Raw genomic sequence first — 19,484 nt, 5'->3', positions numbered from 1 at the left:
GAAAAGAAACTGTAATAGTATTATGTCTAAATTTGACGTATAATGAAGTGTGTTGAAAAATGAAACTTTCAGATTTTTCATCTTTTTACAAATGAATGGGTCATAAATTGTCGAATGCATTCGAAGAGTATGACCGTGTGATAGATAAAATGATATAAAAGATTAGGTGATTTCATGATAGAGATGAAGGAAGTATACAAAGCCTATCCGAACGGCGTAAAAGCGCTTAATGGGATTTCTGTTGCCATTCATCCCGGCGAGTTTGTCTATGTTGTCGGTCCGAGCGGAGCGGGTAAATCTACTTTTATTAAAATGATATACAGAGAAGAAAAACCGACAAAAGGTCAAATTTTGATCAATCATAAAGATCTCGCTGCAGTTAAAGAAAAAGAGATTCCTTTCGTGCGCCGTAAAATAGGCGTTGTCTTCCAGGATTTTAAGCTTCTTCCGAAACTTACTGTTTTTGAAAATGTGGCGTTTGCTCTAGAGGTGATTGGAGAACAGCCGTCTGTCATTAAGAAACGGGTGCTTGAAGTACTTGATCTCGTGCAGCTGAAGCATAAAGCGAGACAATTTCCTGACCAGCTTTCAGGCGGGGAGCAGCAGCGTGTATCTATTGCCAGATCAATTGTGAACAACCCTGATGTTGTCATTGCTGATGAACCTACAGGAAACCTTGATCCGGATACGTCATGGGAAGTCATGAAGACGCTGGAGGAAATCAATAACCGCGGGACAACAGTCGTAATGGCGACACATAACAAAGAAATCGTAAACACCATTAAGAAACGTGTCATTGCAATCGAAGATGGTATCATTGTGCGTGATGAGTCAAGAGGGGAGTATGGTTCATATGATTAAAATTCTCGGGCGCCACTTGCGTGAGAGTTTTAAATCTCTCGGGAGAAACACATGGATGACGTTTGCATCCATTAGTGCTGTAACCGTTACGCTGATTTTAGTCGGCGTGTTTTTAGTGATTATGCTGAATTTGAATAACATGGCCACGAATGCTGAAAAACAAGTCGAAATCAAAGTGTTGATTGATCTGACTGCAGATCAGAAGGCACAGGATAAGCTGCAGAGCGATATTAAGGAACTGAAGGGCATTCAGAGTGTCACTTTTTCGTCTAAAGAAAAAGAGCTTGACCAGCTGGTTGACAGCTTTGGCGACAGCGGAAAATCCTTGACGATGAAGGATCAGGAAAATCCGCTTAATAATGCGTTTGTCGTTAAAACGACAGATCCGCATGATACGCCGAACGTGGCGAAAAAGATTGAAAAAATGGATCATGTCTATAAAGTCACTTACGGAAAAGAAGAGGTCAGCCGTTTGTTTAAAGTGGTCGGCGTTTCCCGCAACATTGGAATCGCGTTAATTATCGGTCTGGTATTTACGGCGATGTTCTTAATTTCCAACACCATTAAAATTACAATTTTCGCAAGAAGAAAAGAAATTGAAATCATGAAGCTTGTCGGCGCGACGAACTGGTTTATCCGCTGGCCGTTTTTCCTTGAAGGATTACTGCTTGGCGTATTCGGTTCAGTGATTCCGATCGCATTGGTGCTGAGCACTTACCAATACGTCATCGGCTGGGTCGTTCCGAAGGTTCAAGGATCATTTGTCTCTCTTCTTCCTTATAATCCATTTGTATTCCAAGTTTCGCTAGTGCTGATTGCAATCGGCGCAGTAATTGGAGTATGGGGAAGTCTGACTTCCATCCGCAAGTTTCTGCGAGTATAAAGAAAAAAAGCCGTCCCGTTTTCGGGGCGGCTTTTTCTTTTGCCTTCTTTTTCTTCTATGATTACATGAAATCTCCATCCTTTACATATACTATCTCTAGGTTTTGATAAAGACAGTCTGGCATACAGGAGGAGTAAAGAATGAATCAAAAAATAATGGCTTTGATAGCAGCGGGGAGCATGCTGTTCGGAGGCGCCGGTGTATATGCGGGAATGAACCTGCTTGAGATGGATAAGCCCCAGACTGCAGCAGTTCCCGCGACGGCACAAGCTGACTCTGAACGGGATAAGGCTATGGACAAAATCGAAAAAGCGTATGAGTTAATTTCGAATGAATACGTAGAAAAAGTTGATAGAGGAAAGCTGCTCGAGGGAGCCATCCAAGGAATGCTGTCTACACTGAATGATCCTTATTCTGTCTACATGGACAAGCAGACGGCTAAGCAATTTTCTGATTCTCTTGATTCCTCATTTGAAGGCATCGGGGCAGAGGTTGGAATGGAAGACGGCAAAATTATTATTGTTTCCCCATTTAAGAAATCGCCAGCTGAAAAAGCCGGGCTGAAGCCTAATGATGAAATTATCAGCATCAATGGAGAATCAATGGCCGGCAAGGATTTAAATCACGCTGTGTTAAAAATAAGAGGAAAGAAAGGGTCCAGCGTTTCAATGAAGATTCAGCGGCCCGGAACGAAGAAGCAGCTGTCATTCCGAATCAAGAGAGCTGAGATTCCGCTCGAAACGGTTTTTGCTTCAGAGAAAAAAGTGCAGGGGCACTCTGTCGGATATATTGCCATCTCTACTTTTTCTGAGCATACCGCTCAGGACTTTACAAAGGCGCTTGGAGAACTTGAGAAAAAAGGAATTGAAGGCCTTGTCATAGATGTCCGCGGAAACCCGGGCGGATATCTTCAAAGTGTGGAAGAAATTCTTAAGCACTTCGTTACAAAGGATCAGCCGTATATTCAAATTGCTGAACGCAATGGAGATAAAAAACGTTATTTTTCAACATTGACCCATAAAAAAGCGTATCCTGTCAATGTGATCACGGATAAAGGGAGTGCCTCCGCATCAGAAATTCTTGCCGGTGCATTAAAAGAAGCAGGGCATTATAATGTTGTAGGCGATACGTCTTTTGGTAAGGGAACGGTTCAACAGGCTGTTCCGATGGGAGACGGCAGCAATATCAAGTTGACGCTTTACAAGTGGCTGACGCCAAATGGGAATTGGATTCATAAGAAAGGAATTGAGCCGACCATTGCGATTAAGCAGCCTGATTATTTTTCCGCCGGGCCCTTGCAGCTGAAAGAGCCGCTTAAAGTGGATATGAACAATGAAGACGTCAAGCATGCGCAGGTATTATTAAAAGGCCTTAGCTTTGATCCGGGCCGTGGGGATGGCTATTTCAGCAAGGACATGCAAAAAGCGGTTATGGCCTTTCAGGATCAAAACAAGCTGGATAAGACAGGTGTAATCGACACTCGCACTGCAGAGGCTTTAAATCAGCTGATAGAAAAGAAAAAATCAAATGAAAAAAATGATTTGCAGCTTCAAACAGCGCTGAAATCACTATTTGTAAAATAAAGGAGATGGTGTTCCATCTCCTATTTCTTTATACTTAACGAGTAAATGAATCATAAGTCACATAAAAATAGAGTTTTTGACAAGAAATTAAAAAAATTTTCACAAATAAACATTTATAAAGGACTGTGATTACCCGATATCAATATATGAGAGAGACTTTCTAACGAGATAATATGCATTTAAAATGAAACTTTTGCAAGTTGCCTAGTCTTTGTTTACTTCATACAATATAAGAAGGTTCTAAAAAGAACAGTAATCAGGTTTATGGCAGCTGAAAGACAGGTATTTAAAGAGAAACGTTAGCGAAAATGCTTGTTAGCACTCCAGTACTGCTGCTTATACTGGCCCGTGCTTATCTGTATAAAGAAAATGGGGGTTCACAATTGAAGAGGGCAAGTATTGTGCGTGAAAAAAAATATTATGAATTAGTCGAACAATTAAAAGACCGAACACAAGATGTAACATTTTCAGCTACAAAAGCACTAAGTCTTCTTATGCTGTTCAGCAGGTATTTAGTCAATTACACCAATGTCGAATCAGTAAATGACATCGATGAAGAATGTGCCAAACACTATTTTAACTACTTAATGAAGAATCATAAGAGATTAGGAATCAATCTGACAGATATAAAAAGGTCGATGCACCTGATCAGCGGTTTATTGGATGTGGATGTAAACCATTATTTAAAGGATTTTTCATTATCGAATGTCACGCTGTGGATGACGCAAGAGGGATAAACACTCCTGAGGATATCCAAGCCATTTAATATTTGATAGAATAGAAGTAATATGTTTGGCTTGAGGCGGTGAAAGATAGTGTCTGTTCAATGGGGATTTGAACTGTTAAAAAGCGTGGGCCTGTTCTTTTTGCACCCGCTTTTCTGGTTTTTTATCATCGTAAGTCTGGTTTTCGGCTATGTAAGGATCAAACGGGAAAGAAAAACCTTCCATACTAGAATAGCGGATATTTATGATGAACTGAAATTTACTTATATAAAAGGACTGATCCCTGGACTCCTTTTGTCAGTTGTTTTAGGCGTACTCGGAATCTCGATTCCTCTCGGTTTACTTGCGATTATTGCCGTTATCACTGCAGCGGCAGCGCTCACTCTTCGCGCAAACTGGATGTCTGCTGCATATATCGTAAGCGCAAGTATGCTGATAGGTTTTGGACTGCAATTCAATCAGGCGGAACCTTTTCTGGAGAGATTCCCGCAAGGATTTGCAGTTGTTTGGCCGGCTATGGCTGTGTTTTTAGGCTTGTTGATTATCATTGAAGGAGCGGTTGCTTATCGCTCTGCACATGTAAGAACATCACCGGCACTTGTCGTGAGCAGCCGAGGTTTGCCGATCGGGCAGCAGTTGGCAAACCGGATATGGCTTTTGCCGTTGTTCCTTCTCGTACCTGGCAACGGATTGGAATCACACGTCAGCTGGTGGCCTGTGTTTACCATTCCGGGCGGATCATTCCATTTTCTGTGGATTCCGTACTTTGTCGGATTTGGACAAAGGGTGCAAGGGTCTCTTCCTGAAACGAGCATAAGGATCACAGCGAAACGCGTTTGTATTCTAGGCTTAATCGTCACGGCTCTCGGTGCAGCGAGTTTACTGTGGACGCCGCTTGCGGGTGCAGCCGTTTGTGCGGCTGTATTAGGACGAATTTTTCTGTCTATCAAGCAAAGGGTGAATGATAACGCGGCACCGTTTTATTTCTCAAAACGTGATCAGGGCTTAATGGTGCTTGGGATTATACCAAATACCCCAGCTGAGGATCTGGAACTGAAAATCGGGGAAATCATTACCAAAGTCAACGGCATACCCGTTAAGAACGTGTCTGATTTTTATGAAGCGCTCCAGCATAATCGAGCATATGTAAAGCTTGAAATTATCGGTTTGAACGGAGAAATTCGTTTTGATCAAAGAGCTTCTTATGAGGGAGAACATCATGAATTGGGTATCCTTTTCGTAAAGGATGACCGTGAAGACGAAGCAGCCGTTTTGTCTGGATCATAAAAGACAGCCCGGCACTGCAAGAATATGCGGTGCCGGGCTGTTTTGTATTACGCTGAGTTTTTTTCCAGCCGTGCTGTTTCATCAGAATTGATACCCAATGAAACAAAAACACCGATAATGGAGACGGCAAACAGAATGATAAATAGGGTGTGATATCCCGAAATCAGACCGATTAAGGCTGATGAAATGATGCTTCCGAAATAACGGAAGGTCGAGAAAATGCCGGATGCCACTCCTGACATGCTGGGATCTACTGTGGCGAGTGATGACACCTGCATGCTGGTCAGACCGACTCCGGAAGCGAGCCCGCCCAGAATAAGAGAGAGCATGAGGAACAAGACGGAATGCGAGCTGCTTAACAGCAAAAATAATAGATTCGCTCCAGCCATCATGGCAAATGAAAGAAAAATGATTTTTTTCGCTCCCCATTTGTGATGGAGCTGTGCGCCCACCCAGTTGCTGGCCGACATGAAGATCGAAAATACAGAAAGCGCCATCCCGCTGTTAGACGTAGTAAGCCCAAACTGGCTCGTCATAAATAACGGCATGATCAATAAGACGGCATACATCATCAGATTGCTTAATAAGACTGATAGATTGGCATTTGTAAAGGTTGAGCTTTTAAACAGTGTAAAATCAATGATTGGATGCTGTGTGCGTTTTTCTCTTCTGAAAAAAAGCGGGACAAATAGAAGGATCAATACACTGTATACCGCATAGCCCCATGAAGCCTCATTTTTCGTCAGCAGGATGATCGAAACGATGCTGCCGGCAAGCAGGAGAGAGCCGATAATATCGAGAGGCGCGCCGGATTTATTTTCTTTATATTGAGGGAACATGGTTAATGCCGTAAATAAAGCGATGGCGAGAAACGGGATGTTGACCCAAAAAATCGAATGCCAGCTGAAGCTGTCAATCAGCATAGAGCCGATAAAAGGCCCGAGAGCGGCGCCCAGTCCCGCGCCCAGTCCGAAAAATCCAAACACTTTCGGTAGGCGTTTTTCGGAAACAACGTGACGGATAATGGCGATGCTGTTTGGCGTAAGCAGTGCGCCGCCGACAGCCTGCAATGCCCGAAAGACAATCAACAGCAGCAGGCTCGGTGAGAGTGCGCAGCCTAAGGACGCGATAAGAAAAAGGCCGACGCCCCATAAGTACATTGTTTTATTGCCGTACATGTCACCGAGTTTTCCGGCAATCGGCTGTGTGACTGCCATTACGATTAAATAAATGGTAACGACCCAAGTGATGCTTGCGATGGACTCGTTATACGTTTGGGATATAGATGAGAGCGCGACCGCGATCATCGTTGAATTAATGGGAACCAGGATGGCCCCTAATAATAGCGAGACGATCAGCGCCCATTCTTTTCTTGAACTCATTGGGATCCTCCTTTTTGTTATGCCAAGGAGTTAATCAGCAGAAATTCCTTTGACAAATAGAGTTGTGCTATGCTTCAGCATTTTTTCCTGAGGCATTGAAATCACACGGTCACCTAAATGGAGACGATGAATAAAATAACCGAAAATGATCGACATGAACACGTCGGCATGCTCTGCTTCATCTCCTGACTGAATAACCCCTTTTTCGCCCATTGTTTTGAGATAATCAACCAGCAGCTGTTTCATAGATTTGGGATATTCAGTGACGTGGTTGATGACATCCTGAAACATGGCCGGTTCACGAAAGCTGATTTTAATCATATCTTTTCTTTGTTCGAGCTCCTCCAAGAGACAGGTTCCGATATGAAGCAGGTCTTTGTACAAATCGCCTTCTGTTTGTTCCAAAATGCTGCTTCTGTTTGGAGGATGCTGAGAAAGCAAAGCCTCGACCAGTCCCTGTTTGTTTTTGAAATTCCTGAAAATCGTTGCTTCACTTACATTTGCTTTTTCTGCGATTTCTTTTGTTGTCGTTGCGCGATATCCTTTTCTGACGAGCAGCTGCATGGCAGCGTCAAGGATTCTCTTGTTTGTCGGTTTCAATACTTTTCACCTCACGAGTATACTGGCAGGACAAGTATACACCCGCCCCGCTTGTATAAGAAAGAGGGAGGGCGCATCAAGCCCGGCTGACAACTGTGATTTTGCCGCTGCTTCCGTCGACGGTGATGATATCTCCGTCCCGAAGCCTTTCTGTTGCCGTACGTGTGCCGAGCACGGCGGGAATGCCGTATTCGCGAGCGATAATCGCAGCGTGAGACAAAATGCCGCCTGTGTCTGTAATAATCGCCTTGGCATCTTGAAACAGGCTGGTCCATAGCGGGGTGGTCATTTTGCAAACGAGGACTTCTCCAGGCGCAAATTGAGAAAATTCACTGGCGTCCCGAATGATTTTTACCGGACCTGTGGCAATGCCGCTTGATGCCGCAATGCCAAAAATATGATTTTCCGTGTTTTTTTCATCCTCTATCACCCCGCCGACAATTTCTTCAGCGGCTTTGAGCTGTTCTTTTGTCGGATTGCCGAGATAGGCAGGGGCTTGGGCCAGCTCATACTCATGAAAGATCTGCCTGCGTTTTTCAGCCTTTTCTTGCAGGGATGCAGGGTGAAGAAGCGCGTTTTCCACTTCATCATCATATAAGAACCAAAGATCTTCACGATTTTGGATGACACCGTTGGCCGCCAGCAATTCACCTACCTTCAGCAGAAAGACTCTCGCCTTGGCATCCAGCATGGCGTCAATATAAAAGTGGTGATCATCCTTTATATTTGCAGAGTTGAGCGTCCACTGATACAAACGGTCAAATTCTTTGCGCAGTGCGGGATCTTCTATGCTTTCCAAGAAGTCATTGTATAATTTCTCTCGTTTTTCTTTCGTCTTCTGAAATTCGTTGTCAAAATGATAGCCATTGCGGACATAATTTTGAATGTTAGCCAAGGCAAAATACGGATTTTCTGCCCAGGTCTGTTCAATCAGATCATGGCTCTTAACAGATCTCCAGCCGTATTCCTGTAAGAATTCATGGATGTTTTTCAGGAAGTGTCTGCCGTCATCAGTTTGTTCTAATCTTTCCTGCAGCTGTTCCGGTTCGGTATTTTCAAAAATTGACAGCAGATTCGGGTTTTCCTGAACTTCAACGGAATAGAGCCACAGGCAGCGGTCTGTTTCCAGTGATTTGTTCATTTTTCCTGTCAGCATCTCGTAAAAATGAGCGCTTTCGGACTGTCCTTGAATGTGTTGATACATTGCTTGCAGTTTGTTTGTCAGAAGGATTTGCGGGAAAACGATATTGAAGTGCTCCTCATAAGCCGTGAGATAAAAGGCTTTTAATTTTCTAAAAGCATCAAGTGCGCTTTCTGCGGTATGCTCAGTTTGCGCGAGCTGATCCAGCATCTCGTAAAATGGAAGGTACGTGTCATTGATGATGTCATACATACGCTCCGACAATATCGGAAAAAGCTCTTTGCCGCAGTCATCAGAAGGTGGCTGCTGTCCGCCTTGGTTTTTGGAATAAATATGTCCGCGATAAAGCTTTACTTCTTCTACAACTACCCCGATCGGAAACTTTCCCATGCTTTTCTTCAAGCCGTATTCCAGTGCCGGTACAATGAACGTTGAAAATAACGGACTCACCGGGCCTTCAATATTTGACTCCATGTTGAGCCAGAAATCATCCATATCAGCGTCGGTGATCATAAAGCTGCGTTCTTCCTCTGCCGCTTTTTTGTCCTGTTCAATGGTAGTAATCGGGCGAGCCTGCAGAAGGTATACTTGATGATCAGCGATTCCGAATTCTACATCGACTGGATATCCGTACAGGTCTTCGGTTTTTTTCGTGATTTCAGTCAAATCAATCACTTGTTCATCCATGAGGCAAAAACGGCTGCGCATGTCTTCGCTCGTTTCTTTTTCAGCAATTCCTTCTGCCGCAGACTCCATGTAAATTTCCTTTGCGCCTATTTCTTTCTGAATCTCAAACGAAGATTTATTGACTATAAATGTGTCTGGGGTGACACTTCCTGATACGACAGCTTCCCCCAAACCGTAGCTGGCGCTGATTAATAGCTCTCTATCATCATGGGTAACAGGATTGCGGCTGAAAATAACACCAGACACTTCTGAATCGATCAGCCCCTGAACGACAATTCCCATTAACGGCTCTGCGATTTGATTGTTCATTTTTTTCTTATAGCTGCTGACTCGGCCTGAGAAAAATGAAGCCCAGCATTCTTTCACTTTAGCTAGAAACTCTTCTTCTGTTTTGATATTTAAGTAGGTTTCATATTGGCCTGCGAATGAAGCGCCTTCTAAATCTTCCGAGGCAGATGAAGAACGCACGGCAACGGAGCGGTATGATTCTCTCAGCTGGTAAAAGGAACTTGTCAGCTCATGTTTCAGTTCCTCAGAAAATGCTCCGGCAATGATTCCGCTTTCGATGCTTTCGCTTGTCTCATGAAGCTGGTTATCCTCCATAAAACGGGCGAGCGCGTTCGTCTGAATAATAAACCCGTCCGGAACAGGAAGACCGTGTTTGGTCAGTTTAATCAAATTCATGCCTTTTGCTCCAGCCAGCTGGCTGGACTCTTCTGCTTGGCGAAATAAAACAGAATACATATTGAAACCCCTCTTTCCTTCATTCATTTTGTTTATCTCTCTAGTCTTTTATGACGGAGCCTGTGTTCGGAAAAAAATGATAGTGAACACTATCACTCAATTGTAGGTTTTCAGGAAAATGCTGTCAAACGCACAAAGTCCTAAATAAAATGAATAGTTAAGTTAGTTACATTATCATGGATAATGCAACCGAACTGGTACTGTACGCCTATTTTTTCTTTTGTTCACGAAAATGTTCAGAGGAGGTTCCTGTCTATGGTGAGCTGCTTGAATATAAACGCCTTCAATAAAAAAGTGCCGCTTATTAAAACAGCGGCACTCATAGATCATATATATGTTTTTACTGTATGGAATAAGTGAAATCATAGTTGCTTGTAGTGCTGTAGTCACTATCATGGGATTTCAGCCTCATATACACACTTTCCCCCGGCTTAATCGAAGTGAGGTGAATGGAATCTGTTTCCCCTTGGCCGTGATCTTCAGCTTGGATAACAATTGTCTTCTCAGGGGTCACATACTGAACTTCTAGATCGTAGTTCTTTCCGCTTGGAGAAGTAAACGAAGTGGATAGATTGTGATCGTCAGCCGTTTTGTTCTTCCAAAGGAACCAATCTTCATCGTCAGCCGTCTGGAGCTTCCATCTATAATGATTATCGGGAAGCACTTGGAGAGCTGAACTTTTATCATCAGCTAAACCCGTGATTGCAGAAGCGGGCTGCGATGCCAAAAGGAGACCGGATAGTGCAGCTGCTGTTGAAACGTATGTAACGAACTTGAACTTCATATTTGTCCACTCCCTGTCCATTTTTATTGAGAATTGGCCAGCTCTCGTAACCATAATATAACTACTCTTGTTTATCTTGTAAATCAATCTATTTATCTATTGTTTTTTCTGTCGGCCGGAACCAAAGTGCAGATATGATGATTGATTTGGGCCGAAAAAGGGTATGGTGTAGAAAGAGGGAACGATTGCATGATTGTCCGATTCTTCATTTTTTACTATAATCAGATCAGATGAAGAATCCTTGAGGAGGGTTTTTGTTGATTACAAAAGCCGTTTTTGCATTATTTTTCCCTTTTATGCTGGTCGTTCTTTTTACAAGAGTCACTTTTAATCATTATGTGGCGATCGCTTTAACAGCTGCATTGCTGTTTGCCTCTTATTTAAAAGGCTATACAGAAACGTATTTTATTGTAGGATTGGATGTTGTGTCTCTTGTGGCTGGCGGACTGTATATGGCCAAAAAAGCTGCTGAGAAAAAAGAAGAATAAATCGGACATAATGAATATAAAGACTGAATTCCTGCTTTTACGTTTTAAAAGCAGGTTTTTTATACACGAAAACAGCTGGAAATAAAAAACCACCGAACTTTAGTTCGTATTTTTAGTGATTTTGCATTTCATTGTGTTACTATATCTATAGGAAGATTTCGTTAAAGAAACGGAGGCTTATTTTGTGAAAGATCGCTTTGAGTTAGTCTCGAAATATCAGCCCCAGGGAGATCAGCCGAAAGCTATTGAAAAACTTGTAAAAGGGATTCAAGAGGGCAAGAAGCATCAGACTCTGCTGGGTGCGACAGGAACGGGAAAAACATTTACGGTGTCCAATTTGATTAAAGAAGTCAATAAGCCGACTCTCGTGATTGCCCATAACAAAACCCTCGCCGGACAGCTTTACAGTGAGTTCAAGGAATTTTTTCCGAACAACGCTGTCGAGTATTTTGTCAGCTATTATGATTATTATCAGCCGGAGGCGTATGTGCCTCAAACGGATACGTTTATAGAGAAAGACGCAAGTATTAATGATGAAATTGATAAACTGAGACACTCCGCCACATCGTCTCTGTTTGAGCGGAGAGATGTCATTATTATTGCGAGTGTGTCTTGTATATATGGCCTCGGTTCGCCTGAAGAATACCGGGAAATGGTCTTGTCACTGCGGCCTGAAATGGAAATTGAGCGTAACGAGCTGCTCAGAAAACTTGTAGACATCCAATATGCCCGCAACGATATCGACTTTCAGCGCGGTACATTTCGTGTGCGCGGAGATGTAGTGGAAATTTTTCCGGCATCCCGTGATGAACATTGTATCAGAGTTGAATTTTTCGGTGATGAAATCGAACGGATCCGGGAAGTGGATGCCCTGACAGGAGAAATTCTAGGCGACCGCGACCATGTCGCGATTTTCCCGGCATCCCACTTCGTAACGCGTGCCGAGAAAATGGAGAAAGCGATTCAAAATATCGAAAAAGAGCTTGAGGAGCAGCTGAAGGTCATGCATGAAAATGGCAAGCTGCTTGAAGCGCAGCGTTTAGAGCAGCGGACAAGATATGATCTTGAAATGATGCGGGAAATGGGCTTCTGCTCCGGCATTGAGAACTATTCAAGGCATTTGACGCTTCGGCCTCCTGGTTCAACGCCGTATACGCTTCTTGATTATTTCCCGGACGATTTTATGATCGTGGTGGATGAGTCGCATGTGACGATTCCTCAGGTGCGCGGCATGTTTAACGGAGACCAGGCGCGGAAACAGGTGCTCGTGGATCACGGCTTCCGTCTCCCGTCAGCGCTTGATAACCGTCCGCTCCGTTTTGAAGAGTTTGAAAAACATATGCACAATATTGTGTATGTATCAGCAACGCCAGGACCGTATGAGATTGAGCATACGGATGAAATGGTCGAGCAGATCATCCGTCCGACCGGGCTTCTTGACCCGCTTATTGATGTGCGCCCGATTGAAGGCCAGATTGATGACTTGATCGGTGAAATTCAAGCAAGAATCGAGCGGGATGAACGGGTGCTCGTAACAACTCTGACGAAGAAAATGTCAGAAGACCTGACCGATTATTTAAAGGAAATCGGCATTAAAGTGAACTATCTGCATTCAGAGATTAAGACGCTTGAACGGATTGAAATCCTTCGCGATCTGCGCCTTGGCAAACATGATGTGCTTGTCGGCATCAACCTGCTGAGGGAAGGACTCGACATTCCTGAAGTGTCTCTCGTGGCGATTTTGGATGCGGATAAGGAAGGCTTCCTTCGTTCGGAGCGATCGCTTATCCAGACCATCGGGCGGGCAGCGAGGAACTCTGAAGGCCGCGTTATTATGTACGCCGATAAAATGACGAAGTCTATGGAAATTGCAATAAATGAAACAAAACGCCGCCGCGAACAGCAGGAGCGTTTTAACGAAGAGCACGGCATTACGCCGAAAACGATAAATAAAGAAATTCGCGATGTCATTCGTGCCACAGCAGCAGCTGAGGATAAAGCGGAATATAAAACTAAAGCTGCGCCGAAGCTGTCGAAAATGACGAAGAAAGAACGCCAGAAAGTCGTTGAACAGATGGAGCACGAAATGAAGGAAGCCGCCAAGGCGCTTGACTTTGAAAGAGCCGCGGAGCTTCGCGATTTACTTTTAGAGCTAAAAGCGGAAGGATGATGAACAAATGGCTATGGATCGGATAGAGGTGAAGGGAGCCAGGGCCCATAACCTGAAAAATATCGATGTAACGATTCCGAGAGATCAGCTTGTCGTTGTCACGGGTTTGTCCGGATCAGGGAAATCCTCCCTTGCCTTTGACACCATATATGCAGAAGGACAGAGACGGTATGTCGAGTCGCTGTCTGCCTATGCCCGCCAGTTTTTAGGGCAAATGGATAAGCCGGATGTTGATGCAATTGAGGGGCTGTCTCCCGCCATCAGCATCGATCAGAAAACAACGAGCCGCAATCCGAGGTCAACTGTCGGTACGGTAACTGAGATTTATGATTATCTGCGTCTTTTGTATGCGAGAGTAGGAAAGCCGCATTGCCCGGAGCACGGGATTGAGATTACGTCGCAGACCATTGAGCAGATGGTGGACAGAATTCTGGAATATCCGGAACGGACGAAGCTTCAGGTGCTTGCGCCGATTGTATCCGGCAGAAAGGGCGCCCATGTCAAGGTGCTTGACCAGATTAGAAAACAAGGCTATGTCAGAGTCAGAATTGACGGAGAGATGGCTGAGCTTTCTGATGATATTGAATTAGAAAAGAATAAAAAGCACTCGATCGAGGTTGTCATTGATCGGATTGTGGTCAAAGAAGGTGTGTCAGCCCGGCTGTCAGATTCCTTGGAAACGGCCCTCCGTTTAGGTGAAGGGCGGGTTATGATTGATGTCATCGGCGAGGAAGAGCTGATGTTTAGTGAGCATCATGCCTGCCCGCACTGCGGATTTTCAATCGGCGAGCTTGAGCCGCGGCTGTTTTCGTTCAACAGCCCGTTCGGAGCGTGTCCGACGTGTGACGGTCTCGGAATGAAGCTTGAAGTGGATGCGGATCTCGTCATTCCCAATCAAGATTTGTCATTGAAGGAGAATGCGGTCGCCCCTTGGACACCGATCAGCTCACAATATTATCCCCAGCTGCTTCATGCGGTCTGCACCCACTACGGGATTGACATGGACGTGCCGGTAAAAGATCTGCCAAAGCATCAGTTGGATAAAGTGCTGTACGGCAGCGGCGATGATTTGATTTATTTCCGTTACGAAAATGATTTTGGGCAAATACGTGAAGGTGAAATTCAATTTGAAGGCGTATTGCGCAATATTGAAAGACGCTATAAGGAGACAAGCTCTGATTTTATTCGCGAGCAAATGGAGCAGTATATGTCTCAGAAGTCTTGCCCGACTTGCAAAGGCTATCGGCTAAAGAAAGAGGCGCTTGCCGTACTGATTGACGGACGCCACATCGGAAAAATCACCGAGCTGTCTGTCGCCGACGCACTTGCTTTTTTCAAAGGCCTTACCCTTTCTGAGAAGGATATGAAGATTGCCAATTTGATCTTGCGCGAAATCGTGGAGCGCTTAAGCTTTTTGGACAAAGTCGGCCTTGATTACCTGACACTGAGCAGGGCAGCGGGAACCTTGTCCGGGGGAGAGGCGCAGCGCATCAGGCTGGCGACGCAAATCGGCTCGCGCTTATCCGGCGTGCTTTATATTTTAGATGAGCCGTCTATCGGCCTGCATCAGCGTGATAACGACCGTTTGATCAGCGCTTTGAAAAATATGAGGGACCTTGGGAACACGCTGATTGTTGTCGAACACGATGAGGATACGATGATGGCAGCCGATTATTTAATAGATATTGGGCCTGGAGCCGGCATTCACGGCGGGCAGGTGACGTCCGCGGGTACGCCGGAAGAAGTGATGGAAGATCCAAACTCATTAACGGGCAGCTATTTATCAGGGAAAAAGTTCATTCCATTGCCTCCTGAAAGAAGAAAACCGGACGGCCGTTACATTGAGATTAAAGGCGCTGCAGAAAACAACCTGAAAAAAGTGAATGCCAAGTTCCCGCTTGGAACGTTCACGGCGGTTACAGGGGTTTCTGGCTCAGGAAAGAGCACCCTTGTTAATGAAATTTTGCACAAGGCGCTGGCGCAAAAGCTTCATAAAGCGAAAGCAAAGCCCGGCAGCCATAAAGAGATTAAAGGCTTGGATCATTTAGACAAAGTCATCGACATTGACCAGGCGCCAATCGGAAGAACGCCGAGATCAAATCCAGCGACTTACACCGGAGTGTTTGATGACATTCGCGATGTATTCGCGCAGACGAATGAAGCGAAGGTCCGCGGCTATAAAAAAGGCCGTTTCAGCTTTAACGTGAAGGGCGGCCGATGTGAAGCCTGCCGCGGAGACGGGATTATTAAAATTGAAATGCACTTCCTTCCTGACGTATACGTTCCGTGCGAGGTATGCCACGGCAAACGCTATAACCGGGAAACGCTTGAAGTGACGTACAAAGGAAAAAGCATTTCTGATGTGCTTGATATGACCGTTGAATTTGCTCTTTCTTTCTTTGAAAATATCCCGAAAATAAAGCGCAAGCTCCAAACCCTTTATGATGTTGGCTTAGGTTATATTACGCTCGGCCAGCCGGCAACGACCTTGTCGGGCGGAGAAGCGCAGCGTGTGAAGCTCGCATCGGAGCTGCACAAGCGTTCAACGGGGCGCACGCTGTATATTTTAGATGAGCCGACGACAGGTTTGCACGTCGACGATATCGCCAGACTTCTTGTCGTGCTTCAACGCTTGGTGGACAACGGAGATACAGTGCTGGTTATTGAGCACAATCTTGATATCATTAAAACGGCGGATTACATTGTGGATCTGGGACCTGAAGGCGGAGCCGGAGGCGGAACCATTGTCGCATCTGGTACGCCTGAGGAAATCACTGAAGTTGAAGAGTCGTATACAGGCCGTTATTTGAAGCCTGTTATGGAACGTGACAAAAAACGCATGGCATCGCTCTTGAAAGCGAAAGAAACTGCTACATCTTAACATCCTCTATTCAGAGAGAGTCAGCTTGTCGGCAAGCCCATCCTTGGGCTTTGCAGGCAAGCTTTTCTTTATGGCAGATAATATTTGTGTGACTGTTCAATGGATAAAATTTCTTTGGTAAAATACCTAAACATTTACAAAGTGCTGTCGATATATGAATTGAAGGGCGAATGAAGTTTTCCATATTAAGCAGTAAAGCCCTATTAAGGGATTTGAAGGGATTCCTAACCGATAACAGTGTCTACATAAGAAAGAAGCTTTACTGGAATCTCATACGCCAGAAAGAAATCGAAGAAAAGGAAGTCTTTGATTTCAAAAACATATATACATGGAGGTATGTTACACATGAGAATTAACCACAATATCGCAGCACTTAACACATTAAACCGTTTGTCTTCAAACAACGGTGCGGCACAAAAGAACATGGAGAAACTTTCTTCAGGTCTTCGTATCAACCGTGCTGGAGATGACGCAGCGGGTCTTGCGATCTCTGAAAAAATGAGAGGGCAAATCAGAGGTCTTGAAATGGCTTCTAAAAACTCTCAAGACGGAATCTCTCTTATCCAAACAGCTGAGGGTGCATTGACTGAAACTCATGCGATCCTTCAACGTATGCGTGAACTTACTGTTCAAGCTGGTAACACAGGTACACAGCAACCTGAAGATCTTGGTGCGATTAAAGATGAAATGGATGCACTTATCGAAGAAGTTGATGGCATTTCAAATCGTACTGAATTTAACGGAAAAAAACTGCTAGACGGATCTAATTCTACTGATGGGTTTACATTCCAAATTGGTGCAAATGCTGGCCAACAATTAAACCTCAAAATTGACAGCATGTCAGCAACAGCTTTAGGAGTAAACGCACTTGATGTAACAGATTTTCCTACTACTCCTTTCGATACTCAACTCGAAAGTATTGATACTGCAATCAACAATGTGTCAAAACAACGTGCTAAACTCGGTGCTGTACAAAACCGTCTAGAGCACACAATCAACAACCTTGGTGCTTCTTCTGAAAACCTGACAGCTGCTGAGTCTCGTATCCGTGACGTTGACATGGCGAAAGAGATGAGCGAGTTCACAAAGAACAATATTCTTTCTCAAGCTTCTCAAGCGATGCTTGCTCAAGCAAACCAACAGCCGCAAAACGTACTTCAATTATTACGTTAATTTCTGCACGGCTATCGATCTTTCCGGTAGTCACAGCTTGCCGACAGAGTCCGTTCGTTGGACATGCCGGCAGGCTTTTTTTGTTACAATGAGGTGTGACGGCCGGGTAGTCGCTTGTTTTTTCAAAACAAAAAAGGCAAGATATTGTCATCCAACCTTTAGCTTTGTTTCAGTTATAATACATGCAACTTTTTCCGCAATTACAAAGTCTTCTTATACAACTGCTTGCTCACACTCATTAAATCTTGAACAATATGTGTATTGCTGCTGTCGAGCAGCACTTTTATGTATTGAATATCGTGAGAGATCGGAAGGGGTCCGTGAATCTGTTCAAGCTCGGTGATCATTTCACGATTCATTCTTTTTTGTTCATGAATCAGCTTTAGCACCGATTCTTGTGTTACTGTATAGTCACTGGGATCTTTCTCCATTGCTTGTCCAGCCTCCTTGATTGCCGTAAGCTTTTTACATATTGTAATCGGTACAGTCGGAAGATTCTACTTCTAAAACTTTTTAAAATCCAAATTCCGTAAATCGGAGCATGTCTAAAGAATGAATTTGAAACCTGAAGAGGATGTAAACGTATAAATAAGTAAAACGTCCCTGATCTTTTGTCATGGATAGTTCACAATAGGAGTGTGGAATGAATTGAACCGTAATCAGGCTATTATTGCATCACTTTGTTATTTCAGCGTGTTCATTGCGCCAATCATTGTGCCGATTGTCGCTTATTTTGTTGTAGATGAGAAAGAAACAAAACGCCATGCGATACGTTCTCTTATTTCTCATATTATTCCTTTCGTCGGCTGGCTGGTCCTGTTTATCGCTTTACTGGGCGGAGCCATTGCGATTGATGGCGACAGCCTGCTGCCTGTGTTTGTGATCATTGGGGGAGCGGTTATTTATTTCTTAGTTGTCATTGGCATTATCATTTGGAATGTGATTCAGGGCATTAAGGTGCTGCGTGCAGCATAAGTAGACAATGGGGAGGAGATCGTAATGAAACAAGAAAAGGAACGAATCCTTAAGCTTGTTGAGGAAGGAAAGCTTACAGCACAAGAGGCTTTGACACTAATTGAAAAGCTTGACAGCGACTACAAGGAAAAAGAAGAAAAAATCACAGCGCTCTCAGTTCATGTACATGACGAAGAGCCGTTTACAGCAGAAAAAAAAGAAAGCGGCAAGCCGTCTTTGGGAGCCAAGCTGTTTGACTGGATTGATTCAGCTGTAAAAAAGGTCAAGGAAGTTGACCTTGATTTGAACTTTGGCCATGCGTATGATGTTCAGCACATTTTTCAATTTAAAGATACTGACTTTTCCAGTGTTGAGCTTCAAATTGCCAACGGCAGCGTGAATATCGTCCCATGGGAAGACGAGGATATCAGAGCGGAATGTCAGGCGAAGGTATATCGCGCTGACAGCCAGGATTCGGCGAGACATGCATTCCTTCATCATATTGAATGTGAAATCAAAGGAAATAAGTTTTTTATCCGTACTGAGAAGAAAACGATGAAAACCAATGTGACTCTCTATATTCCTCAGAAGGAGTATGATAAGATTCGGGTGAAGCTGTTTAATGGCCCGATCAGAGGGGAACATTTACATGTAAAAGAGTTCTCGGCGAAAACGACAAACGGCGTGCTGTCGTTCTCGCATTTAACAGCTGAAAAAGCCACAGCGGAAACAGCCAACGGGCAAATCAAACTCGGCAGCCACAGCTGCGGCACGATAGAAGCGGAAACCATTAACGGATTGATCGACCTCCGCGGGAAAAGCGAATCCATTGACGTTCAGAGTTTTAACGGAAATATTGCGATCAACGTAACTGAATCGGACTGCCGTTCCATATATGCAAAAACGACGACTGGAAGTGTTGAGCTTGCGATTCCGGACGATCTTGCAGTGAAGGCAGAGCTGAAAAGCAATCTTGGTTCGCTGTCCCATGAATTAATGGATGTTGAGATGCTGAAAGAAAAAAATGATACCATTCAAAAAGAAATGATGTTCACTTCAAATCAGGCACATGATCAAAACATCACCGTCTTCTCAGAATCATTGACAGGCGCCATCAAACTAAAGTACTCACAGAGGTGAT

Annotated in this window: 16 protein-coding genes; 11 read left to right on the top strand and 5 right to left on the bottom strand. The window is 44.2% G+C overall.

The genetic code is table 11. The annotated features are described in order from the left end of the window. Positions 1–174: 174 nt before the first annotated feature. The 5 genes from ftsE to minJ all read left to right on the top strand — a co-directional run bounded on the left by ftsE (position 175) and on the right by minJ (position 5,339). On the top strand, positions 175–861 hold the full coding sequence (gene ftsE, locus EFK13_RS18100; RefSeq protein WP_129507458.1) for a cell division ATP-binding protein FtsE: 687 nt from the start codon (positions 175–177) through the stop codon (positions 859–861). Further along, positions 854–1,744 carry a permease-like cell division protein FtsX gene (gene ftsX / locus EFK13_RS18095; RefSeq protein WP_129507459.1) on the top strand — a complete coding sequence of 297 codons (891 nt, stop codon included), beginning with the start codon at positions 854–856 and terminating at the stop codon, positions 1,742–1,744. Before ftsE ends, ftsX begins: the two co-directional genes overlap by 8 nt. A 140-nt stretch (positions 1,745–1,884) precedes the next feature. Beyond that, entirely contained in the window at positions 1,885–3,327 is a 1,443-nt protein-coding gene (gene ctpB, locus EFK13_RS18090) for a carboxy-terminal processing protease CtpB (RefSeq protein WP_129507460.1), read from the top strand. 383 nt (positions 3,328–3,710) lie between these two features. Beyond that, positions 3,711–4,064 carry a swarming motility protein SwrAA gene (swrA, locus tag EFK13_RS18085; protein ID WP_032681958.1) on the top strand — a complete coding sequence of 118 codons (354 nt, stop codon included), beginning with the start codon at positions 3,711–3,713 and terminating at the stop codon, positions 4,062–4,064. 78 nt (positions 4,065–4,142) lie between these two features. Beyond that, complete coding sequence (gene minJ / locus EFK13_RS18080; protein ID WP_129507461.1) at positions 4,143–5,339, top strand: cell division topological determinant MinJ; 1,197 nt, start codon at positions 4,143–4,145, stop codon at positions 5,337–5,339. Positions 5,340–5,386: 47 nt separating this feature from the next. Here the strand turns inward: minJ and EFK13_RS18075 are convergent, their stop codons facing one another. The 4 genes from EFK13_RS18075 to EFK13_RS18060 all read right to left on the bottom strand — a co-directional run bounded on the left by EFK13_RS18075 (position 5,387) and on the right by EFK13_RS18060 (position 10,677). Continuing rightward, positions 5,387–6,721, bottom strand: coding sequence for an MFS transporter (locus EFK13_RS18075; protein ID WP_129507462.1), 1,335 nt, complete (start codon positions 6,719–6,721; stop codon positions 5,387–5,389). Between the two features lie 30 nt (positions 6,722–6,751). Further along, positions 6,752–7,321 (bottom strand): TetR/AcrR family transcriptional regulator, encoded by a 570-nt coding sequence (locus EFK13_RS18070; protein WP_129507463.1) that lies wholly within the window; start codon positions 7,319–7,321, stop codon positions 6,752–6,754. Between the two features lie 76 nt (positions 7,322–7,397). Continuing rightward, complete coding sequence (locus EFK13_RS18065) at positions 7,398–9,893, bottom strand: PEP/pyruvate-binding domain-containing protein (RefSeq protein WP_129507464.1); 2,496 nt, start codon at positions 9,891–9,893, stop codon at positions 7,398–7,400. 340 nt (positions 9,894–10,233) lie between these two features. Continuing rightward, a complete protein-coding gene (locus EFK13_RS18060) occupies positions 10,234–10,677 on the bottom strand; it encodes a hypothetical protein (protein ID WP_129507465.1) in 444 nt (147 codons plus the stop codon). Positions 10,678–10,934: 257 nt separating this feature from the next. Between EFK13_RS18060 and EFK13_RS18055 the strand changes: the two genes are divergently transcribed. The 4 genes from EFK13_RS18055 (at position 10,935) to hag (ending at position 17,389) form a co-directional block, all read left to right on the top strand. Then, positions 10,935–11,165: a CsbA family protein gene (locus EFK13_RS18055; protein WP_003228053.1), complete on the top strand. Its 231-nt coding sequence runs from the start codon at positions 10,935–10,937 to the stop codon at positions 11,163–11,165. Between the two features lie 184 nt (positions 11,166–11,349). Beyond that, entirely contained in the window at positions 11,350–13,335 is a 1,986-nt protein-coding gene (uvrB, locus tag EFK13_RS18050; protein WP_129507466.1) for an excinuclease ABC subunit UvrB, read from the top strand. Between the two features lie 7 nt (positions 13,336–13,342). After that, entirely contained in the window at positions 13,343–16,216 is a 2,874-nt protein-coding gene (gene uvrA / locus EFK13_RS18045) for an excinuclease ABC subunit UvrA (protein ID WP_129507467.1), read from the top strand. Between the two features lie 345 nt (positions 16,217–16,561). Then, the gene (hag, locus tag EFK13_RS18040) at positions 16,562–17,389 is read left to right on the top strand and encodes a flagellin Hag (RefSeq protein WP_129507468.1); all 828 of its coding nucleotides are present in this window, start codon (positions 16,562–16,564) and stop codon (positions 17,387–17,389) included. Positions 17,390–17,589: 200 nt separating this feature from the next. Here the strand turns inward: hag and EFK13_RS18035 are convergent, their stop codons facing one another. After that, complete coding sequence (locus EFK13_RS18035; protein WP_129507469.1) at positions 17,590–17,820, bottom strand: hypothetical protein; 231 nt, start codon at positions 17,818–17,820, stop codon at positions 17,590–17,592. Between the two features lie 217 nt (positions 17,821–18,037). On the opposite strand from EFK13_RS18035, the gene yvlA reads away from it, so the two are divergent. After that, positions 18,038–18,364, top strand: a complete 327-nt coding sequence (yvlA, locus tag EFK13_RS18030) for a protein YvlA (protein ID WP_064816171.1) — start codon at positions 18,038–18,040, stop codon at positions 18,362–18,364. Positions 18,365–18,388: 24 nt separating this feature from the next. Continuing rightward, on the top strand, positions 18,389–19,483 hold the full coding sequence (locus EFK13_RS18025; RefSeq protein WP_129507470.1) for a DUF4097 family beta strand repeat-containing protein: 1,095 nt from the start codon (positions 18,389–18,391) through the stop codon (positions 19,481–19,483). The last annotated feature ends 1 nt before the right edge of the window (position 19,484 follow it).

Origin of the sequence: Bacillus cabrialesii (assembly GCF_004124315.2) — a bacterium.
In the GTDB taxonomy this organism is placed as follows: Bacteria; Bacillota; Bacilli; order Bacillales; family Bacillaceae; genus Bacillus; species Bacillus cabrialesii.
Note: the sequence above shows the minus strand (reverse complement) of the source record. Positions and strands in the feature narration are given on the sequence as shown.

Bases quoted from the DNA above. Each gene is read 5' to 3' on its own strand.
- uvrA (WP_129507467.1), top strand. From the start codon at position 13,343: ATGGCTATGGATCGGATAGAGGTGAAGGGAGCCAGGGCCCATAACCTG.
- EFK13_RS18025 (WP_129507470.1), top strand. From the start codon at position 18,389: ATGAAACAAGAAAAGGAACGAATCCTTAAGCTTGTTGAGGAAGGAAAG.
- ftsE (WP_129507458.1), top strand. From the start codon at position 175: ATGATAGAGATGAAGGAAGTATACAAAGCCTATCCGAACGGCGTAAAA.
- ctpB (WP_129507460.1), top strand. From the start codon at position 1,885: ATGAATCAAAAAATAATGGCTTTGATAGCAGCGGGGAGCATGCTGTTC.
- EFK13_RS18075 (WP_129507462.1), bottom strand. From the start codon at position 6,721: ATGAGTTCAAGAAAAGAATGGGCGCTGATCGTCTCGCTATTATTAGGG.
- EFK13_RS18060 (WP_129507465.1), bottom strand. From the start codon at position 10,677: ATGAAGTTCAAGTTCGTTACATACGTTTCAACAGCAGCTGCACTATCC.
- ftsX (WP_129507459.1), top strand. From the start codon at position 854: ATGATTAAAATTCTCGGGCGCCACTTGCGTGAGAGTTTTAAATCTCTC.
- EFK13_RS18065 (WP_129507464.1), bottom strand. From the start codon at position 9,893: ATGTATTCTGTTTTATTTCGCCAAGCAGAAGAGTCCAGCCAGCTGGCT.
- EFK13_RS18035 (WP_129507469.1), bottom strand. From the start codon at position 17,820: ATGGAGAAAGATCCCAGTGACTATACAGTAACACAAGAATCGGTGCTA.
- hag (WP_129507468.1), top strand. From the start codon at position 16,562: ATGAGAATTAACCACAATATCGCAGCACTTAACACATTAAACCGTTTG.